15 protein-coding genes are annotated in these 16,195 nt (G+C 62.2%); 10 read left to right on the top strand and 5 right to left on the bottom strand.

All coding sequences use genetic code 11. From position 1 onward, the window contains the following. Positions 1-111: 111 nt before the first annotated feature. The gene (locus ACFXS9_RS05070; RefSeq protein ID WP_392685662.1) at positions 112-714 is read left to right on the top strand and encodes a DUF2147 domain-containing protein; all 603 of its coding nucleotides are present in this window, start codon (positions 112-114) and stop codon (positions 712-714) included. On the opposite strand, the gene ACFXS9_RS05065 is transcribed toward ACFXS9_RS05070, so the two are convergent. Beyond that, positions 711-2,699 carry a hypothetical protein gene (locus ACFXS9_RS05065; protein WP_392685659.1) on the bottom strand — a complete coding sequence of 663 codons (1,989 nt, stop codon included), beginning with the start codon at positions 2,697-2,699 and terminating at the stop codon, positions 711-713. The two genes, ACFXS9_RS05070 and ACFXS9_RS05065, sit on opposite strands and share 4 nt — an antisense overlap. 97 nt (positions 2,700-2,796) lie before the next feature. Beyond that, positions 2,797-3,852 carry a YbhN family protein gene (locus ACFXS9_RS05060; RefSeq protein WP_392685656.1) on the bottom strand — a complete coding sequence of 352 codons (1,056 nt, stop codon included), beginning with the start codon at positions 3,850-3,852 and terminating at the stop codon, positions 2,797-2,799. A gap of 385 nt (positions 3,853-4,237) precedes the next feature. Here ACFXS9_RS05060 and ACFXS9_RS05055 point away from each other — a divergent pair, with 385 nt between their 5' ends. After that, positions 4,238-4,744: a ferritin-like domain-containing protein gene (locus ACFXS9_RS05055; protein ID WP_392685654.1), complete on the top strand. Its 507-nt coding sequence runs from the start codon at positions 4,238-4,240 to the stop codon at positions 4,742-4,744. 172 nt (positions 4,745-4,916) lie between these two features. Further along, positions 4,917-7,319 (top strand): EAL domain-containing protein, encoded by a 2,403-nt coding sequence (locus ACFXS9_RS05050; RefSeq protein WP_392685651.1) that lies wholly within the window; start codon positions 4,917-4,919, stop codon positions 7,317-7,319. Positions 7,320-7,353: 34 nt separating this feature from the next. Here ACFXS9_RS05050 and ACFXS9_RS05045 read toward each other — a convergent pair whose 3' ends face one another. Next, a complete protein-coding gene (locus ACFXS9_RS05045) occupies positions 7,354-7,788 on the bottom strand; it encodes a hypothetical protein (RefSeq protein ID WP_392685649.1) in 435 nt (144 codons plus the stop codon). 71 nt (positions 7,789-7,859) lie between these two features. On the opposite strand from ACFXS9_RS05045, the gene ACFXS9_RS05040 reads away from it, so the two are divergent. From ACFXS9_RS05040 to ACFXS9_RS05010, 7 genes are all read left to right on the top strand, one after another. Next, the gene (locus ACFXS9_RS05040; protein ID WP_392685646.1) at positions 7,860-8,492 is read left to right on the top strand and encodes a hypothetical protein; all 633 of its coding nucleotides are present in this window, start codon (positions 7,860-7,862) and stop codon (positions 8,490-8,492) included. A gap of 80 nt (positions 8,493-8,572) precedes the next feature. Then, on the top strand, positions 8,573-9,181 hold the full coding sequence (locus ACFXS9_RS05035; protein ID WP_392685644.1) for a YdcF family protein: 609 nt from the start codon (positions 8,573-8,575) through the stop codon (positions 9,179-9,181). A gap of 649 nt (positions 9,182-9,830) precedes the next feature. Next, positions 9,831-10,100, top strand: a complete 270-nt coding sequence (locus ACFXS9_RS05030) for a hypothetical protein (RefSeq protein WP_392685641.1) — start codon at positions 9,831-9,833, stop codon at positions 10,098-10,100. Positions 10,101-10,244: 144 nt separating this feature from the next. Further along, complete coding sequence (locus tag ACFXS9_RS05025) at positions 10,245-10,382, top strand: hypothetical protein (RefSeq protein WP_392685638.1); 138 nt, start codon at positions 10,245-10,247, stop codon at positions 10,380-10,382. Positions 10,383-10,964: 582 nt separating this feature from the next. Beyond that, positions 10,965-11,801, top strand: coding sequence for a S8 family serine peptidase (locus ACFXS9_RS05020; RefSeq protein ID WP_392685637.1), 837 nt, complete (start codon positions 10,965-10,967; stop codon positions 11,799-11,801). Between the two features lie 3 nt (positions 11,802-11,804). Then, the gene (locus ACFXS9_RS05015) at positions 11,805-12,005 is read left to right on the top strand and encodes a hypothetical protein (RefSeq protein WP_392685635.1); all 201 of its coding nucleotides are present in this window, start codon (positions 11,805-11,807) and stop codon (positions 12,003-12,005) included. Positions 12,006-12,242: 237 nt separating this feature from the next. Continuing rightward, the gene (locus ACFXS9_RS05010) at positions 12,243-13,016 is read left to right on the top strand and encodes a hypothetical protein (protein WP_392685633.1); all 774 of its coding nucleotides are present in this window, start codon (positions 12,243-12,245) and stop codon (positions 13,014-13,016) included. A 1,099-nt stretch (positions 13,017-14,115) separates the two neighbouring features. Here the strand turns inward: ACFXS9_RS05010 and ACFXS9_RS05005 are convergent. Together ACFXS9_RS05005 and ACFXS9_RS05000 are read right to left on the bottom strand one after the other, a co-directional pair. Beyond that, positions 14,116-14,511, bottom strand: a complete 396-nt coding sequence (locus tag ACFXS9_RS05005) for a 3'-5' exonuclease (protein ID WP_392685630.1) — start codon at positions 14,509-14,511, stop codon at positions 14,116-14,118. A gap of 319 nt (positions 14,512-14,830) precedes the next feature. Then, on the bottom strand, positions 14,831-16,171 hold the full coding sequence (locus ACFXS9_RS05000; RefSeq protein WP_057843982.1) for a PLP-dependent aminotransferase family protein: 1,341 nt from the start codon (positions 16,169-16,171) through the stop codon (positions 14,831-14,833). Positions 16,172-16,195 lie beyond the last annotated feature (24 nt).

The raw sequence follows: 16,195 nt of genomic DNA, 5'->3' as shown, positions 1-16,195 counted from the left end.
GGACGTTCGCGGAACTTTCTCGGGGGCGCGCCTGCCGATCGTCACTGGAACCGTCCGCGAAATGGCCTTAGTCTGCGGCCATTCATCTAGGGAATTGATCAGGTGATGACGATGCGCAAGCTGACCGTGTTTCAACTGATACTCCCGCTTCTGATCGGGCTCGCGTTCGCCGGTGAACTTGCCGCGCAGCCGGCTGAACCTTCTGCCGCCGGGCTGTGGGAGAAGGTCGAGAAGGGCAAGCCGGTCGGATGGTTTCTCGTCGTCGATCGCAATGGCGCCTTCGAGGGCGTGTTCGCCAAGCTCTTTTCCGAACCCGGCGATGCTCCCAATCCGACCTGCTCGAAATGCACTGACGATCGAAAGGATGCGCCGTGGCTCGGGCTCTCCTTCATCCGCGACATGAAGCGCGAGGGATTGAAGTACGAAAACGGCAACGTGCTCGATCCGCGCGATGGCAAGATCTACAAAGCGAAGATGACGCTCAGTCCCGATGGGCAGACGCTGACGATGCGCGGCTATCTCGGCATCTCGCTGCTAGGCAGAGATGAGGTCTGGACGCGGCTGCCGGATACGGCGCTGGCGCAGGTCGATCCCGCGATCATCGCAAAATATCTGCCGGCGCAGGCCGCAGCGATGAAGCAACCCGCCGGTGCGGCAAAGGCCCCCGCAGCGCCCAAGAAGACCACTGCACCAGCACCGGCACCTGCACGCTAATTCAATCCGGTTCTGCCTGGTGGACGCGGCACTTCCGGCAAAACCGGTATTGGCTGCATTGGTTGCGAGGTGACTTCAGGCACCGCCGCATCGAGCTGCAGCACGGCGGCGGCGGCCGGCACGGCGGCATCCGCCATCGCGGCGTGGCCCTCGGCGCTCGGATGCACCGCGCCGCCATAGACCGCGGACAACACGCCCCAGGTCGCATCATGGATATCGGATGGCTGCTGCGATGCCGGCAGGCCTTGCGGGTAGGTCATGGCGGCGAAGTAGCTGTCGTTGGCGTCGCGGATCCAGCGCGCGCGCGGCAGATAGGCGCGGTACTCGCCGGCGCTGCGGCCGCACAGCATCGGCTGGTTGGCGGCCGTGACGAGATCGGGATCGAAGCTGTCGCCGGTCGCCGAGAAACATTGCCGGTCGAATTCGGGATCGCTTTCGGCGCGTGCGCAGAAGCCGTGGCTGGCAAAATTGGCTTGGTGGCTGTCGACGAAGGTCATGCGGTCGGCGCGCGGATTGCGGCACAGGATGCCGCCCTCGCAGAGTGCCAGCGCCCGCAACTGCGGCAGGAATTCGCTCTCGACGAAGTTCGACACGGCCGCCAGCCGCTGCGGCTGGGCGTTGAAGGAGGGGTGAATGTCGAAGCCGGCGCGTCCGCCGGGGCAGGGCGCGCCGCCATTCGACAGCGTCGGATTGGCGTAGGCGGTGTAGACCACCCGCGACAGGTCGCCGCCGAGAAGCGGCTTCAGCGCCTCGCGCAGCTTGGCAAAGCCCTGCGGCAGGTCCCGCGTCATCGCACTGCGTGCGTCGTCCACCGAGGCCATCACGCCGCTGCGCCGAAACAGCGCGCGTTCGGTCGCCGTGTCCACGATGACGTCGGCGACAAGGCCGGAAAAGTAGATGTCGTTGGCGCCGATCGACAGCAGCACCAGGTCGAGCTGGCGGTCCGACTGGCGACGTTTCGCGGCGGCGACGGCTTCACGCAATTCGGCCAGTTGCCCGTTGACGGTGCCCTGGCACGCACCGCCCGATTTCGACGGCAAGCAGTCGCGGGCGCGCTGCGAGCCGAACAGCCCATCGGCAATCGTGGCGCCCGTGCAGGCCAGCGGCAGATAGGTCACCGCGATGTGCGGATATCGTACGGCAAGGGCCAGTGCGGTCCGGGTCTGATAGCTGTAGAGCGAACGGTGGCAGGCAGGGTTGAACCAGAGCGCGCTCTGCCGCTGCCAGACCGTCAGCAAATCGGGCGCCTCACACGCGCGCCCGCCCTTGTAGCCCGCGCGGCTCGGCCGGTAATATTGCGAGGCCGCCGTTCCGAGGTAGGAGCGGAAGCAAAAACCTTCATCGGCGAGCGCAATGGGACGGTCCGGATTTCCCTCGCCGGAAGCGATGCTGTCGCCGAGGCCTGCGATGAAGATGTCGCGCACCGCGATCTCGGTGAAGACGCGCTGAGTGCCCTCCGAGGAAGATACGTCGGCGGTCACGACTGTGGTGCGGCCATAGCGGACGCGGAGATTGACCGGTTCGGCGCAGTCGAAAGTGGAAGTTTGCGGGCCATCGCCGTCGTCGACCGTCCAGGCGCAGGTCGCGCCGACCGGCACCGGGCCCGTCAGGCGGATCACGACCGGATGATCGATCGGCGTCAGATAGCTTTCTTTGGTGTTGTCGCGCGTGCAGGGCTCGCTGACGCGGCCCGCAAGATCGATACAGAGCCGGTTCACGGTGTTGCGCGCCCAGCCGCGGCCATCGCTCTGGATCGCCAGCACCTGCTCCGAAGCCAGCACACTGCGGCCGCGTCCGCTTTCGGCATGCAGCAGGAAATCTCGCTCCTCGCGGAACAGGCGGAAGCGGTTACGCACCTCCCAGGAAATCTGCAGCGGCCCGTAGCCGCGGGCGGTCTGGGCTTCCGCAGCGGACGTGATCATTCCAGTCAGCACGCCTGCAAGCAGCGCGGCCGACATCATCGAACGTAGGAGAATTCCAGCCATGGCGTCGTTTGACGTTAGTGGTAAGGCAGAAATAAGAGAATGAGGCAGCTTCGGCCCAAAACACCAGACGGCGCAGATAACGACGCCGTTACCAGCTTCAGGGTTGCCGGCCCTTGATCGGTTGCCGCACCCTGGCCTTGGCCGTACAGGCTTCGCTGAGCCGGCGCCGTTCCTGCCAGGGCTGCACCACGCTGAGCCAGACTTCGCGCGTCCCCATGATCGAAATCGAGATGCCGAAGGGGATCAGGAAGTAGAGGATCCGGAACACCACCAGCGTCGCCAGCAATTCTTCCCTGCCGAACTGCGGCAGCGCCACCAGCATCGCCGCGTCGAACACGCCGATGCTGCCGGGCGCATGGCTGGCAAAACCAAGCAGCGTCGCCAGGATGAATACCACCGCCAGCGAAACGAAATCGATGTGCGGCGCCATCGGCATCAACAGATACATCGCCAGCGCGCAGAAGCCGAGATCGACGACGCCGATGAGGACCTGCAGCAATGTCAGCCGGGCGGAGGGCAACACGACCTTCCAGCCGTTCTGGCCGAGTTCGCGGCGGCCCTCGCCCATCAATAGCCAGACGAAATAGGCGGCGATGCCGGCAAGGCAGCCGATCGCGATCAAGCGGTTCATGGCCGGCGGCAACAGGTCCATCGCCGACGCCGCCTCGGGATGCCAGGCCATGCCCAGGCCGAGCACGAACAGATTGCCGAGCCAGAAGGTGAGGCCCGAAAGGAAGCAGATTTTTGCGACATCGATTGCCGTCAGGCCGTAGTCGGAATAGATCCGGAACCTGATCGCGCCGCCGGTAAACACGGTGGCGCCGATATTGTGGCCGATGGTGTAGCTCGTGAAGCTCGACAGCGCGGCGATGCGATAGGGCACGTGCGTCTTGCCAATGGTTCGCAGGGCAAAGAAATCATAGAAAGTCAGCGTGCAAAACGCACCCACCACGCACAGCGCAGCCAGCGCGATGCGATGCGGAGCGATTTCGGTCAGCGCAGTCAGAATGACCCCGGTGTCGACGCCCTTGAGGGTGCGCACCAGATGGGTGATCGCAAGAGCTATGATGAGAAGACTCGCGACAATTCCCAGCCGTTTCCAGCCGATCTTCTCCTTGAAGCCACGCCTGAGCGCGGTCAGCAGCCGATGCATTCATCCTCCCGGCGGGGCGGCAATACGTAAAGATGGGGCCTGTCACGACGGGTGACAGTCGACGGTCAGAGGCACCGTGCGCGAAACCCATAAGCCAAAACCAGGCCGTTGTGCAGCCCTTGACAAGCATGCCTTTTGGCGTCGTTCGCCGCCTTTGTCATACGCCATACATATGTCGCGGCATTAACGAATTTGAGTCGCAACGAGGTCCGTTCCGCGGGCGCTTTTTGCCGCGCCGTTCCGTCCGTTCCATCGCGGCGTTTTCGCGGCTTTCAGGAACGTCCTTTTTCGCAAGCAAGTTAGCCTCCAAACACCGAACATGACGCGCGCGCTCGGCCAGCACGAGGCCTGCGCCCTGCGTGTTCCCAAATGAAGGAGAACCGCAATGGGACTGTTCACGAAAGACATCAAGACGATGAACGACCTGTTCATCCATCAATTGCAGGATATTTACTATGCCGAGAAGCAGCTCGTGAAAGCGCTGCCAAAAATGGCCGAAAAGGCTACCGAGAAGCACCTCAAGCAGGGTTTCCTGAGCCATCTCGACGAAACCAAGACGCATGTGCAGCGCCTCGAAGAGATATTTCGCATGCACGGCGCCGAGGTGAAGGCAGTCGATTGCCTGGCGATCGACGGCATCATCGAGGAAGCCGACGATGTCGCGGGCGAAATCGCTGATAAGGCCGTGCTGGACGCGGCCCTGATCAACGCCGCCCAGGCTGCCGAGCACTATGAAATTACCCGTTACGGCAGCCTGGTCGCGTGGGCGCGGCAGCTCGGCCGCAACGATTGCGCCAGCATCCTGCAGAAGACGCTCGACGAGGAAAAGAAGGTCGACAAGAAGCTGACCTCGCTGGCGGAAGGCAAGGTCAATCTGCGAGCCGCAAGCTGATTCATCGCGCCATTGAGGCAAAACGCCGCGCCGGTACGTAGCCCGCGCGGCGTCTCCGTGCCGGCATGCCTGGCATGCCAAAAAGCGTTTGTTCACCATCCGCGCAACTGCGTCGCGGTGGTTACGCCAAATATACCAATAGCGGTGCTGTTACAGGCCTTCGGGGGTCTGTATGTACCGCGTCCTAACTTGTCTCACTACCGAGCATGACTGGCGTCTGGTCGTGCTTGCCGGTGCCATTTGCTGGCTCGCCAGCGCAGTCGCCATCAGTCTGTTTCATCGTGCCAGGGCCTCGCGCGGCCGTACGCGCGCGATCTGGATCGGCCTCGACTCAGCGGTCGGCGGCTGCGGGATCTGGGCCACCCATTTCGTCGCGATGCTGGCCTACGATCCCGGCGCAGGAGCCGGATACAGCATTCCCGTTACGCTGTTGTCGCTGGTCTTCGCGATAGGCATCGTCGCCGTCGGTCTGTGCATTGCGCTGTCGAGCGCACGTTGGCCGGTGGTTGCGATTGGTGGCGCGGTGATCGGCGCGGGCGTCGCAGCGATGCATTATACCGGCATGGCCGCACTCGAGCTTCCGGCGTTCATTGTGTGGTCGCCCGGCATCGTTGTGGCCTCGATCGTGTTTGGCAGCGTGTTTGCCGCCATGGCGCTTCTTGTTGCCGTGCGTCGCGACAATCCCGCCCATACCGTGGGCGCCACGGGGCTGCTGACGATTGCCATCGTCTCGCATCATTTCACGGCGATGGGCGCCGTCACGCTGATTCCCGACCCGACGCTCGGGACCGACGGGCTGTCGATTTCACCGACCGCGCTTTCCTTCCTGACAGCGGTGGCGGCGTTCGCCATCCTCGGGCTGTCGCTGCTGGCGGCCATGATCGATCGCCGCGCCAAGGGCGAGCTGCATCAACAGAAAGTCCTGCTCGATACCGCGCTCGACAACATGTCGCAGGGACTTTGCATGTTCGATGCGGACGGCCGCATCCTGCTATTCAACCAGCGCTACGTCGAGTTGATGGACCGGTCCGGCATGCCGCTGCAAGGCCGGTTGCTGATCGACGTTCTGCGCGAACTGAAATCGGTCGGCGAATGGGACGGCGATCCCGATGAATTCTTCGCTGCGGTGGTAGCGGATGCCAAGGCCGGCAACACCGTGACCAAGTCGATCGGCCGCAACGGACGTTCGCTCCGCGTCGTCGACCAGCCGATGAAGGGCGGCGGATGGGTCGCGACCTTCGAGGACATTACCGAATGGCAGGCTGCCCAGGAACAGATTTCCCACATGGCGCGCCATGACGCGCTGACCAATCTGCCGAATCGGACGTTGTTCCGCGAGCAACTCGAAAAGGCGTTGCGGCTCGCCAAACGCAGCGATCAGCTTGCGGTGCTCTGTCTCGATCTCGACCACTTCAAGGACATCAACGATCTGCTCGGCCATCCGGTCGGCGATGCGCTCTTGAAAGAAGTCGCCGGCCGTCTCGGCGAATGCATCACCGAGAATGACACGGTGGCGAGGCTGGGTGGGGACGAATTCGCGATCGTGCAGTTCTGCAACGATTGCGACCCGTCCGCCGTTTCCTTGCTCGCCAGCCACGTCGTCGAGAAGGTTTCCGCGCCTTACGAGATTGCCGGCCACCAGCTCGTCATCGGGGTCAGCATCGGCATTTCGCTGGCGCCGGAGGACGGCAAGAACCCCGACGAGCTCCTCAAGAAGGCCGACCTCGCGCTCTACCGCGCCAAGGAGGACGGCCGCGGCACCTACCGCTTCTTCGAGACAGGGATGGACGCCCGCGCGCAGGCAAGGCGGCTCTTGGAGCTCGACTTGCGCGCCGCGCTGCAGCGCGGAGAATTCGAAGTCTATTACCAGCCGATCCGCGACGTCGCCAAAGATGTCGTCGTCGGTTTCGAAGCGCTGGTGCGATGGAATCATTCGCTACGCGGCATGATCTCTCCGGCCAACTTCATTCCGCTGGCGGAGGAAACCGGCCTGATCGTGCCGATCGGCGATTGGGTGTTGCGCCGAGCCTGCCTCGACGCGGCCCAGTGGTCGCAGGCGGTCGGCGTCGCCGTCAATTTGTCGCCGGTGCAGTTCAAGAGTCCCAATCTGTTATCGACGGTGATGGAGGCACTGAAAGCCTCGGGTCTTCCCGCGCACCGGCTCGAGCTCGAAATCACGGAATCGGTCCTGCTGCAGAGCAGCGAGGCGACGCTTTCGGTTCTGCACGAGCTTCGCGCCTTTGGCGTCCGGATCTCGCTCGACGACTTCGGAACCGGATATTCGTCCCTCAGTTACCTGCGCAGCTTCCCGTTCGACAAGATCAAGATCGATCGCTCGTTCATCACCGAACTGGCGACGCGCGATGATCTGATGGCGATCGTCCGCGCCGTGACCGGCCTCGGCAAGAGCCTGGGTATCATCACCACGGCTGAAGGCGTCGAGACCGACGCGCAGTTCGACCTCTTACGCCAGGAGGGCTGCACGCAGGCGCAAGGCTATCTGTTCAGCCCGCCGCGTCCCGCTGCCGAGGTGGAAACCATGCTATCGAAGCCACGGGCGCGGGTCGTCGCTTAGTTTCTCGAGTCTTGCTTCTTTAAGCCTTAGTTCATTAACCTTTGCGCAACGCGAAATGCGCGCCGCAGAATGCCATCACGGCGCCGAGGCATAAGGCCGCAAGGCCGGCGAGCACGCCCGACACTGTCGGGACCGGGCTCGGCGCCGAGGCGGCTTGTCCGGCGCCGGCAAGGATCAATACGCCGACTGCGATCAGGAACTGTCGCATCCGCTGCGGAATTTGGCCCGAGGCCGCGCTGTGCATCAGGTCGGCGGTAAAATAGCCGCCGGAAAAGCCCACTGTCGCGATCAGCCACCACGCGATTGCCGCGCCCGCGGGCATGAATTCGCTTGTGTCGGTTCGCCACAGGCCGCCGAGGTCGAGCCGGTAACGCGCGCCCAACATGTGCACGGCCAGCGCCAGCAGCACTCCGGAAACAATCGCGCCGGCCAGGATCAGGCGACGCGGAAAATAAGTCGTATCGGCCATGGCCCGCTTGTAAGGTAAAGCCGGCTCGCGGCGCAAGCAGGCCGCACTCAACCGACCACGGGATTTTTGAATTGCCCCCTTCACTAACGGAACAGGCCACGACAGCAGGCGAGGGCACGCCCGGAACCCGCTATGTTTACAAGGCATCGCTGGTCGGATCGGCGCATGAATTCGAACTCAGGGATGAAGGGCTGTCGTGGCAGGCGAGGGGAAAGGCGGGGATCTGGCCGTATGCCGATATCGTGGCTGTGCGTCTCTCCTACCGGCCAATGTCGATGCAGTCGCGCCGCTTTCGCGCAGATATCGAACACAAGAGCGGCCAGCGCATCACCGCTTTTTCGACAAGCTGGCACACCGTCGTGCTGATGACGCCGCAGGACCGCGATTACCGCGCCTTCATCGAGCAACTGCATGCGCGCCTGAAGGCCGCGCGCGGCACCGTCGCGTTGATCGGCGGCATCGGGCCGATGACCTATGCCGGCGGCTGTCTGCTATTGGCGTTGGTCGCGATCGCGATCGCAGGATTGCTCGCGCGCGCAGTCGCTACCGGTGAATTCGCAGGCGCCTTGTTTCTGGTCGGGTTCGCCGCCCTGTTCGGATGGCAGATGGGCGGCTTCATCTGGCGCAACAAGCCGCGCCTCTACACGTTCGATCAGCTGCCCGAGACATTGCTCCCGCCGCCGCCTCGCAATCCCGCGAAATGAGGCGAAATGAAATGTGACTTCGCCGGACGCCTGACGCACGGCATCATGATCGGACCGTTTTCGCTATCAGACGAACTGCCGTGACAGATCGAAACAGGCGATCGCCAACCGAGGCCGAGATTGCCGCGATCAACGCGCGGCATCTGATCGAGACGCCGTTACGGCCGGCCGATCTGCTGTTCGTATTCGGAACGCGCGAGGATGTCGAGGAGCGCGTTGATGAAGCCTGCAGGCTGTGGCGCGACGGATATTTTCGCTGGGCGATCGTGAGCGGCGGCGTGACGCCGGGATCGGATCTGTCGGAATGCGACCTCATTGCGGGTGCCATGATCGCGCGGGGCGTTCCGGCCGACATCATCCTGAGAGAGGACCGCGCGATGAACACCGGCGAAAACGTGATCCTTTCGCTGCCGATCATCGACGCTGCGCTCGGCCTCGCCAACATCCGCAGCGTTATCTGCCTTGGCAATACCTGGACCGCGCGCCGCTATCCGATGACGCTGCACCGGCACTGGCCGGAAGTGGAGAAGATGCTGGTCATGGTCGACAGTTTCAAGACGCCGCGGGCGCTCTGGCACACCGACGCCGAATTCAGCCGCCGCATGCTCCACGAATGGGACAAGATCGAGCCGTACAAGGCGAGGGGCTTTATCGCGGAGTGGCCGGCGGGCAAGCCGCGTAACCGCTAGTGCCTCTGCAGAGGTTTTGACGGGTTGTCCGATCGAACTGCCTTGCATCTGTCAGCCGAAATGAGGCGCGGGAGCGCACAACCGGGTTTGGCCCGAGTCCGCCGACTTGCGCGGTGCAGCAAGTCGGCAGCTATCTGGGGTACAGCGGCCGTGGCGCTAACGCATTCGGGAAGGCAGCCCGTGACCCACTGCGGTCATAAGCCGGGTCGAAATCCCGCAGCGCAGCAAGCTCCCGCCGTACCGAGGCGTGCTACCCTTTTTTCGAAGCACGGTCGGGACCGGCCAGTGAACCGTCGCAAGTTCATAACCTTTCTCGGCGGCGCAGTGGCGTTGCCGCGGGCTTTGCACGCACAGCGCCGGGTTGCTCCTCCCGGTCACTCTGGAATCGACCGCGGTCGTGCCTCGCGTCCGAGTGTAAAACCGCAACAGTATTACTACAGGGTGCTACACCGTCTCGCGATGCGAAGAGTTTCGGGATATATTGTGGAACGCGTTCTGACAAAGGAGGCCAGGAGCCAAAACGATTAGCTAGATTCAAGGTGGGGCATTCGATCCAGCGACATTCGATGCGGATCCCCGCCTTAAGCCCATACTTCGGATCTCGGCCTTCGCCAAAGTGCAGGACGTGGTAAGCAGCAAGGAGAGACACATGGGCATGAAGGAAGAATTCAAAAAGGGTTGCCAAGAGGGCGGAGGGTCGTTTGTTGAAAACCGTGACGGAACCTTCCAGTGCAATACAACCAGCGGCTTAGTGATCAAGTGTCAGTCAGACGGTAATAAATGCTGGATAGAGGCGAGCGTCGTCGCACCTGATGAAGGGGGCGTTCGCATCAGTGTCGACGTGGCGGCGGTGGGAATTCAGACCGTCTTCGCACTTCCCGCGCCACCTACTAAGCCCGGCAAGCCCGGCTCACGATAACCATGTGTGGCAGCTCCAATCACGGCCTCGCGCTTTGAAGTGGTAGGCCGAAATAGCTCACCGCCGTTCTGTGCATTCCTGTACCGAGGGGCTGAGTTGAGCGATCGCGACATCTAAACGGCCATCTACGCCGGGCGGATTTTCATGGCCGCAAATCCGCGCCGACTTCTCGATATACAGTCCACCAAGTTCGACCTGGTGATCAACCTCAAGCCCGCAAGGGCACTCGCCCTCGAAGTGCCGCCGACGCTGCTCGCCACCGCCGATGAGGTGATCGAATAGGACTGCTTTGCTGCGATTGCTCACGGACGGTTTTGGCCCTGAGCTGAACAGCGCGGCAGCAACCGCCATGTCGGCTGTCTGCGTGAGACCGGACTTCATACGGTTTTGCAGACCTTGGGCCAGTCAAAACCATTGCTCCAAAACGTAACTTGTGGCACGCTTAAATTGAGTGGAGCGCATAGAAAAACGCATCGGCGTTGAAAACTTCGCAGCCAATATCGGCGCTACCGATCTAAAGGTCGATTGCCTTTCAAGAGCGCGCGCTGACCTCCGACCACAGTGCGTGCAGATATTTTCTTGGACGGCGCGAAGGGGGCGATGGGCCGCCGGAAAGCGTTGCCGCTTGGTTTCGTGCCAAGGTTAGATGTTCAGGACGCGTCTGCTAAGCCTTGTGTTTGGGCCCAATGAGCGGCGCAGGCGCATTTCCGTTCCGTCGGAACCGAGTAAGGGCCCGAAAAGCTGTGCACACGATCGGAGGGAACGGTGCTCCGAGCGGCATTCATTGCACAAAATCAGGGCCCCGCTCCTCAAGGGGGTGGTAGCGGGCAGAGCGCCCTAGATGCGGTCAAGCTTGCAGCGCTCATGGAGTTGAGCGCTGGTAGGCCGGAAATTTCCATCGGCTTGATCGACGGCCCCCTCGTAACAGATCACCCGGATCTAACGCTTGGCCACGTCCGTGAGGTGCACGGAAAACTTGGCAGCACTTGTGTTCGAAAAGATAGCGCCGCGTGTCAACACGGCACGTTTGTGGCCGGTATCCTTTCCGCCAAGCGCGGCTCTCCTGCCCCGGCAATCTGCCCAGGCTGCACGCTTCTTGTCTGTCCCGTTTTTACCGAGACGGAGCCCGGCGATTTGGAGCAACCAAGCGCCGAGCCCGGGGAGCTTGCCGCTGCGATCCTGGCCTGCATGGAGGCGGGTGCGCGCGTGCTCAACTTAAGCCTTGCGCTCATGCAGCCCTCTACCCAAGCGAAACGCGCGCTCTTGGAGGCGCTCGATCATGCCGCCCGGCGGGGCGTCGTCATTGTCGCCGCGGCGGGCAATCAGGGCACGGTCGGCAGCACGGTCATCACCGGCCACCCGTGGGTGATTCCAGTCGCCGCTTGCGGTTTGAGCGGCAAACCGCTGAATGAGTCAAATCTCGGCCATTCGATCGGGCGTCACGGTCTTCGTGCGCCGGGCGAGCAAATTACGAGCTTGGGCGCCGAGGGAAAGCCCCTTACCTTGGGCGGAACAAGCGCCGCGGCGCCCTTTGTGACTGGCGCAATTGCGCTCGTCTGGTCGCAATTCCCTTCCTTGAGCGCTGCCCAAATTCGCTTGGCCTTTGTGCATGCCCATGCGCGGGCGCGAACCAATGTGACACCCCCGTTGTTGAACGCCTGGGCGGCTTACCAACTGCTCGCGACCCATTCGAGGAGGTGAACCATGCAAGAGGAAAAGGACAACACCCAAGAGACTGGCCAAGCAGGTCCTTACCGCGTTCGGCTTCCCGGTTTCATTAACGACGAGGAGATCGGCCTTGGCGATGCCGTCAAGCGCATGACTTACGCCATGGGCATTCGGCCCTGCGGCGGCTGCGAGCGCCGCTCCGCTGCTCTGAACCGCTGGGTGGCTTTCACGCGTTGATCTTCTACGCGAGATTGATTGAGGGAGGGAAAGACCCATGGAACACTCAGAGGCAAGTGAGAACGCCGCCGTCGGATCGAGCGAGGCCAGAGAGATCCCACCCGCGAGAGCCGGGGCTGCTGCGATCAATGCCCTCGAACCGAGGCAGGCTTCGCCGAAATCTTTGGCAGGCGCGCAGCCCGCGCAAATGGGTCCGCTCCCCTGCCCCACTTGCGGGGGGCGGGCACAGAAGGCGCGATGATGGCGCCCTCCGATGTCTATGCGCTTGGCCAGATCGAGGCGCGCTTTCCGCGTCCTTCGGTCGAGAAAGAAATGGCCCAAGCAACCGGCCGGGCCGAGACCGCGGGCCGCACGGACCAGCAGGCCTTCCATCAGGTCTTGTCACGACGCGAGAGCCGCTATCTCGCGCGGCAAATGTGCTGGGTCCTGATGATCCAAGGACTCGAAACCTACATCCTGGTGCCGCGAGACCCTGCGGATATCGATCTTCTCATTAGTGCGATTGAACCTCACGAGAGCGCCTGGATCAGCCTTGTGATCGGCACCCGCGGCCCCATTGCCCCGCCGGAGTTTTGCAACGGGCTGATGGTTCCAATCGTGATGTTCGACCAGACTTATACTTTTTCGCGCGAGTCGCTCATCGAGGCGATCCCGAAGCCTGAAGGAGTACAGGCTGAAGAGTTTGGGGCAGCCAGCCGCGAGCTCTTCGACCGGATCATGCAGATGACCGACAATGCCGGCGCGACCGACGAGCATCGCGCGTTGAACTATCTCGCCGTGCGCTATCCTGCAATCTACGCCAAGGCGGCCGAACAATTTGCAGGGAATTTCTCACTGGCCGGGGTTGAGGTGCGGCCTTCGCCCTTGAGCGGCACGCGAAGAGTCGTCGATGTCATCTTTTCCTACACGAACCGGAACACGGATTTTACTGAGAAGTTTTTTGTGCGCGTCGATGTCACGGAGGAGTTTCCGTTCCTGGTGACCAAAATGTCACCGTACTATGATCGTTGAACTTAAGCGTTTGGCCAAAGGAGACATGCGATGAATACGTTGCCAGGTTTTACCGCGGAAGCTTCGCTTCTCAGGTCCGGCAGGTGCTACTACGTCCTCGCACCCAAGGTGCTGGAGTCAGCCTCGACAGTGCAGATGAGTCGAGCAACCGGCCCATACGGACCTATCGGACTGCCGGGCCAGGGGTGTGAGGCCGCATGTTCACATATCTGTGGAATGGGTCCGGGTGGCGGCCTTTATGATCTATGCATGGATAACTGCCGAAGCACATGTCGAGAATTTGCAACCAGCGTCGCCCTTTAGCTGCCAACATGCGAGCTAAGAACTTGCCAGAATTTACCGGCGAGAAGGTTTCCGCTCCTGGTCGATAATTTGTCGTACCGCGGTTGGAAGTGTTCAGCGACGAAGGGAGATGCACCGTGTCCATGCTAGAATTCACCGCTCAAGCGGCCCTCGGCCAAATCAGTAAGATCTATCGAGTCGGCGGCGGTCACCATGGTACGACGGACGGGGTGCAACCGACGCGAACATTCATGTCTGCCAGTTGCTCACCATGGCCTCCGATTATCATTGGCATTGCACACCGTAAGGTGGGGTTATGCCAATTGCCGTGGGAGCAGGACCGTGTACACTGATGGGCAAGTAGAGACGGAATACTCCTGTTGCTAACGAGGACTGCGTAAGTCAGTCGCGTGATGGCAGCGCCGACGCACGGCAAGGAGGTCGCCGTAACGCCAGGGCTGCGATGGCTAACGGCTCGTGCATCAAATCCCGATGTTACGAAGAAAGGAACCGTCAATGAACATTCCCGGATTTACCGCAGATGCTTCTCTTAACAAGACGAAGGGGAACTATCGGACAGCGACTAGAGGTGGCCCTATTGGTAACGCCGAAGTCATTGCCCAAACCGGCTCATTCCAGGACGCTATAAAGGTTCGAGATCAGATGGCCGCCGGCGGGGTATCTGGTGTAGTGCGTTGCGAAACTTTTGTGACAGGAACTATGGGAAAACAACGCGAAGTGACGATATGTTATTGGTGGCCTTACTGACCGGCCGAGGACGAGGATGTTGATGTCTGTGTGACGCTCGCCAGGAGTATCAGATGAGCATCCGGCTTTGGCCGCTATCGAAGTTGGCTCTGGTCAAACAACGGCAGCATGCGCTTCGATATGAACGGCGTGCGGCCAGCCCGACGCTGCCGTTGCCGACCCTACGTAACCCCTTCGGCACGAGCATTTCGAGATGCCGCTTGGCGCGAGTCATGGCAACAAAGAGAAGGCGGCGCTCCTCTTCGCGGCAGGCAGCTAAGCGAAAGGGAATGCATCCCTCCACCGCGTTCATGATGTAAACGGCGGTCCATTCCCGTCCCTTGGCAGAGTGAATCGTTGACATGGTGAGTTGTCCGCCTTCGAGCGGACCAAGAGCGCTCGCGGCTCGCTGTAGGTTTGTGGCTGCCAGCAAATCGCCGCGGGTTTGATATTGGAGGGCGAGCATGCCGGCGCGAAGGTTCGGTGTTCATGCTGCGCCTACCGTGGAGCGCTGTAGCTAAGCAAGACCCAAATGCTGCGGAGACGCCGAGACTTGCTGCGCTGCGCATGTCGCTTACTTGGCCCAGGGCTGCCGACTTGCGGCGCCGCATCAAGTCGGCAGCTATCTGGGGTACACCGGCCATCAAATCAACGTAGCGTCACGGCAGCCCGTAGCCCATGCGGTCCATCCAAGGCAGACTGACCTTCACTGAACCCAGACGTTAGGGGGACCCAGCAATGCTGCCCTGCCGACCCGTCAAAACCTCTGTGCAGAGGTACTAGCGCTATTCGGTCGTATCGACGTCTTCTTTCGCCGTCAGCATTCCCGACAACGTTCGCAGCGCCAGATCGAGCTGTTCGGTGCTGGGGGCGCCGAGCGCCAGGCGGACCGCGTTGGGGGCGTGGCCTGGACTTACCGCGAAGGTGGTCGAAGGGGTCAACGCGATGTCGCGCCGGGCCGCGGCCGCGACGAATGTCTGCGAGCGCCAGTGCTGGGGCAAGGTCAGCCAGAGATGGTAGGATTTGACGTTGGCCTGAACATCGAATCCGGCGAGGTATTTGGCCGCCATCTGCTGGCGCCGTGCCGCATCGATGCGTTTCAGGCGTGACAGCTCGGCAACGGTGCCATCTGCCATCAGCCGCTGTCCGGCGGCAAACGCAAATCCCGAAGCGGTCCATCCGCCCGACCGAACCGCGGACATGACGCGTTCGCGCAGCCGCGGCGGCGACACGATGAAGCCGAGGGCAAGGCCGGGCGCCACCTTCTTCGACAGGCTGTCGAGCGTGATGCAACTATCCGGCGCGAGCGCGGCCATCGGGGTTTCTTCGTCAAGAAAGCCGTAGACCGTATCCTCGATGACGGTGAGGCCGAGCTTCTCGACCACGCGCAGCAAATCGGCGCGGCGCGCCGCTGGCATGGTCATGCCGAGCGGGTTTTGAATCGTCGGCTGAACGTACAGCGCCGACAAATGCGCTTCGCGGTGAGCCTTCTGCACGGCGTCCGGGCGAACGCCGTTCTCATCCATCGCAAGCGGCACCAGCGTCACGCCAAGCCTGACGGCGATGTCCTTGATGAACGGATAAGTCAGCGCCTCGACGCCGCAGCGGCCGCCGCTCGGCACCACGGCCGCTAGCGCAGCGGCGATGCATTGCCGTCCGTTCGCCGTGAAGACGAGTTGATCGGGGGCGGGAGACCAGTCCTCGCGGGAGAGAAACTCGGCGGAAATGGTCCGCGCCGCCAGCGTGCCTGCCGTGGTCGAGTGCCGTAACGCGAGATCGAGCACTTCGGGCCGCTCCAGTCCGGCCAGGCTTCTCGCGATCATCGCCGATTGCGTCGGCAGTATCGGATAGTTCACTTCCAGATCGATACGCGCGCCGCGCGGCTCTGCCGGCATGGCGATACCGCGCCGCGTCTCGCCAGACACGAACGTGCCGCGTCCGACTTCGCCGACCACTAGGCCGCGGCGCAACAGCTCAGTGTAGACGCGGCTCGCGGTCGAGACCGCGATCTTGCGCTGATAGGCGAAGCTGCGCTGCGGCGGCAGGCGATCGCCAGGCTTGAGCGCGCCGTTGGCGATCTCGGCGGCGACGGTATCGGCAAGCTTCAAATACTCGAACTTCGACATTATTGCACCGAGAGCAATGTTTTC

Origin of the sequence: Bradyrhizobium sp. RDI18, assembly GCF_043203335.1 — a bacterium.
In the GTDB taxonomy this organism is placed as follows: domain Bacteria; phylum Pseudomonadota; class Alphaproteobacteria; order Rhizobiales; family Xanthobacteraceae; genus Bradyrhizobium; species Bradyrhizobium retamae.
This window is presented reverse-complemented; position numbering and strand designations above follow the sequence as displayed.

What these genes read in the sequence shown, in the direction of transcription:
- ACFXS9_RS05060 (WP_392685656.1), bottom strand. Translation starts at nt 3,852, where the DNA reads ATGCATCGGCTGCTGACCGCGCTCAGGCGTGGCTTCAAGGAGAAGATC.
- ACFXS9_RS05000 (WP_057843982.1), bottom strand. Translation starts at nt 16,171, where the DNA reads ATGTCGAAGTTCGAGTATTTGAAGCTTGCCGATACCGTCGCCGCCGAG.
- ACFXS9_RS05020 (WP_392685637.1), top strand. Translation starts at nt 10,965, where the DNA reads ATGGAGTTGAGCGCTGGTAGGCCGGAAATTTCCATCGGCTTGATCGAC.
- ACFXS9_RS05005 (WP_392685630.1), bottom strand. Translation starts at nt 14,511, where the DNA reads ATGCTCGCCCTCCAATATCAAACCCGCGGCGATTTGCTGGCAGCCACA.
- ACFXS9_RS05025 (WP_392685638.1), top strand. Translation starts at nt 10,245, where the DNA reads ATGGCCGCAAATCCGCGCCGACTTCTCGATATACAGTCCACCAAGTTC.
- ACFXS9_RS05010 (WP_392685633.1), top strand. Translation starts at nt 12,243, where the DNA reads ATGATGGCGCCCTCCGATGTCTATGCGCTTGGCCAGATCGAGGCGCGC.
- ACFXS9_RS05015 (WP_392685635.1), top strand. Translation starts at nt 11,805, where the DNA reads ATGCAAGAGGAAAAGGACAACACCCAAGAGACTGGCCAAGCAGGTCCT.
- ACFXS9_RS05055 (WP_392685654.1), top strand. Translation starts at nt 4,238, where the DNA reads ATGGGACTGTTCACGAAAGACATCAAGACGATGAACGACCTGTTCATC.
- ACFXS9_RS05045 (WP_392685649.1), bottom strand. Translation starts at nt 7,788, where the DNA reads ATGGCCGATACGACTTATTTTCCGCGTCGCCTGATCCTGGCCGGCGCG.
- ACFXS9_RS05030 (WP_392685641.1), top strand. Translation starts at nt 9,831, where the DNA reads ATGGGCATGAAGGAAGAATTCAAAAAGGGTTGCCAAGAGGGCGGAGGG.
- ACFXS9_RS05070 (WP_392685662.1), top strand. Translation starts at nt 112, where the DNA reads ATGCGCAAGCTGACCGTGTTTCAACTGATACTCCCGCTTCTGATCGGG.
- ACFXS9_RS05065 (WP_392685659.1), bottom strand. Translation starts at nt 2,699, where the DNA reads ATGGCTGGAATTCTCCTACGTTCGATGATGTCGGCCGCGCTGCTTGCA.
- ACFXS9_RS05050 (WP_392685651.1), top strand. Translation starts at nt 4,917, where the DNA reads ATGTACCGCGTCCTAACTTGTCTCACTACCGAGCATGACTGGCGTCTG.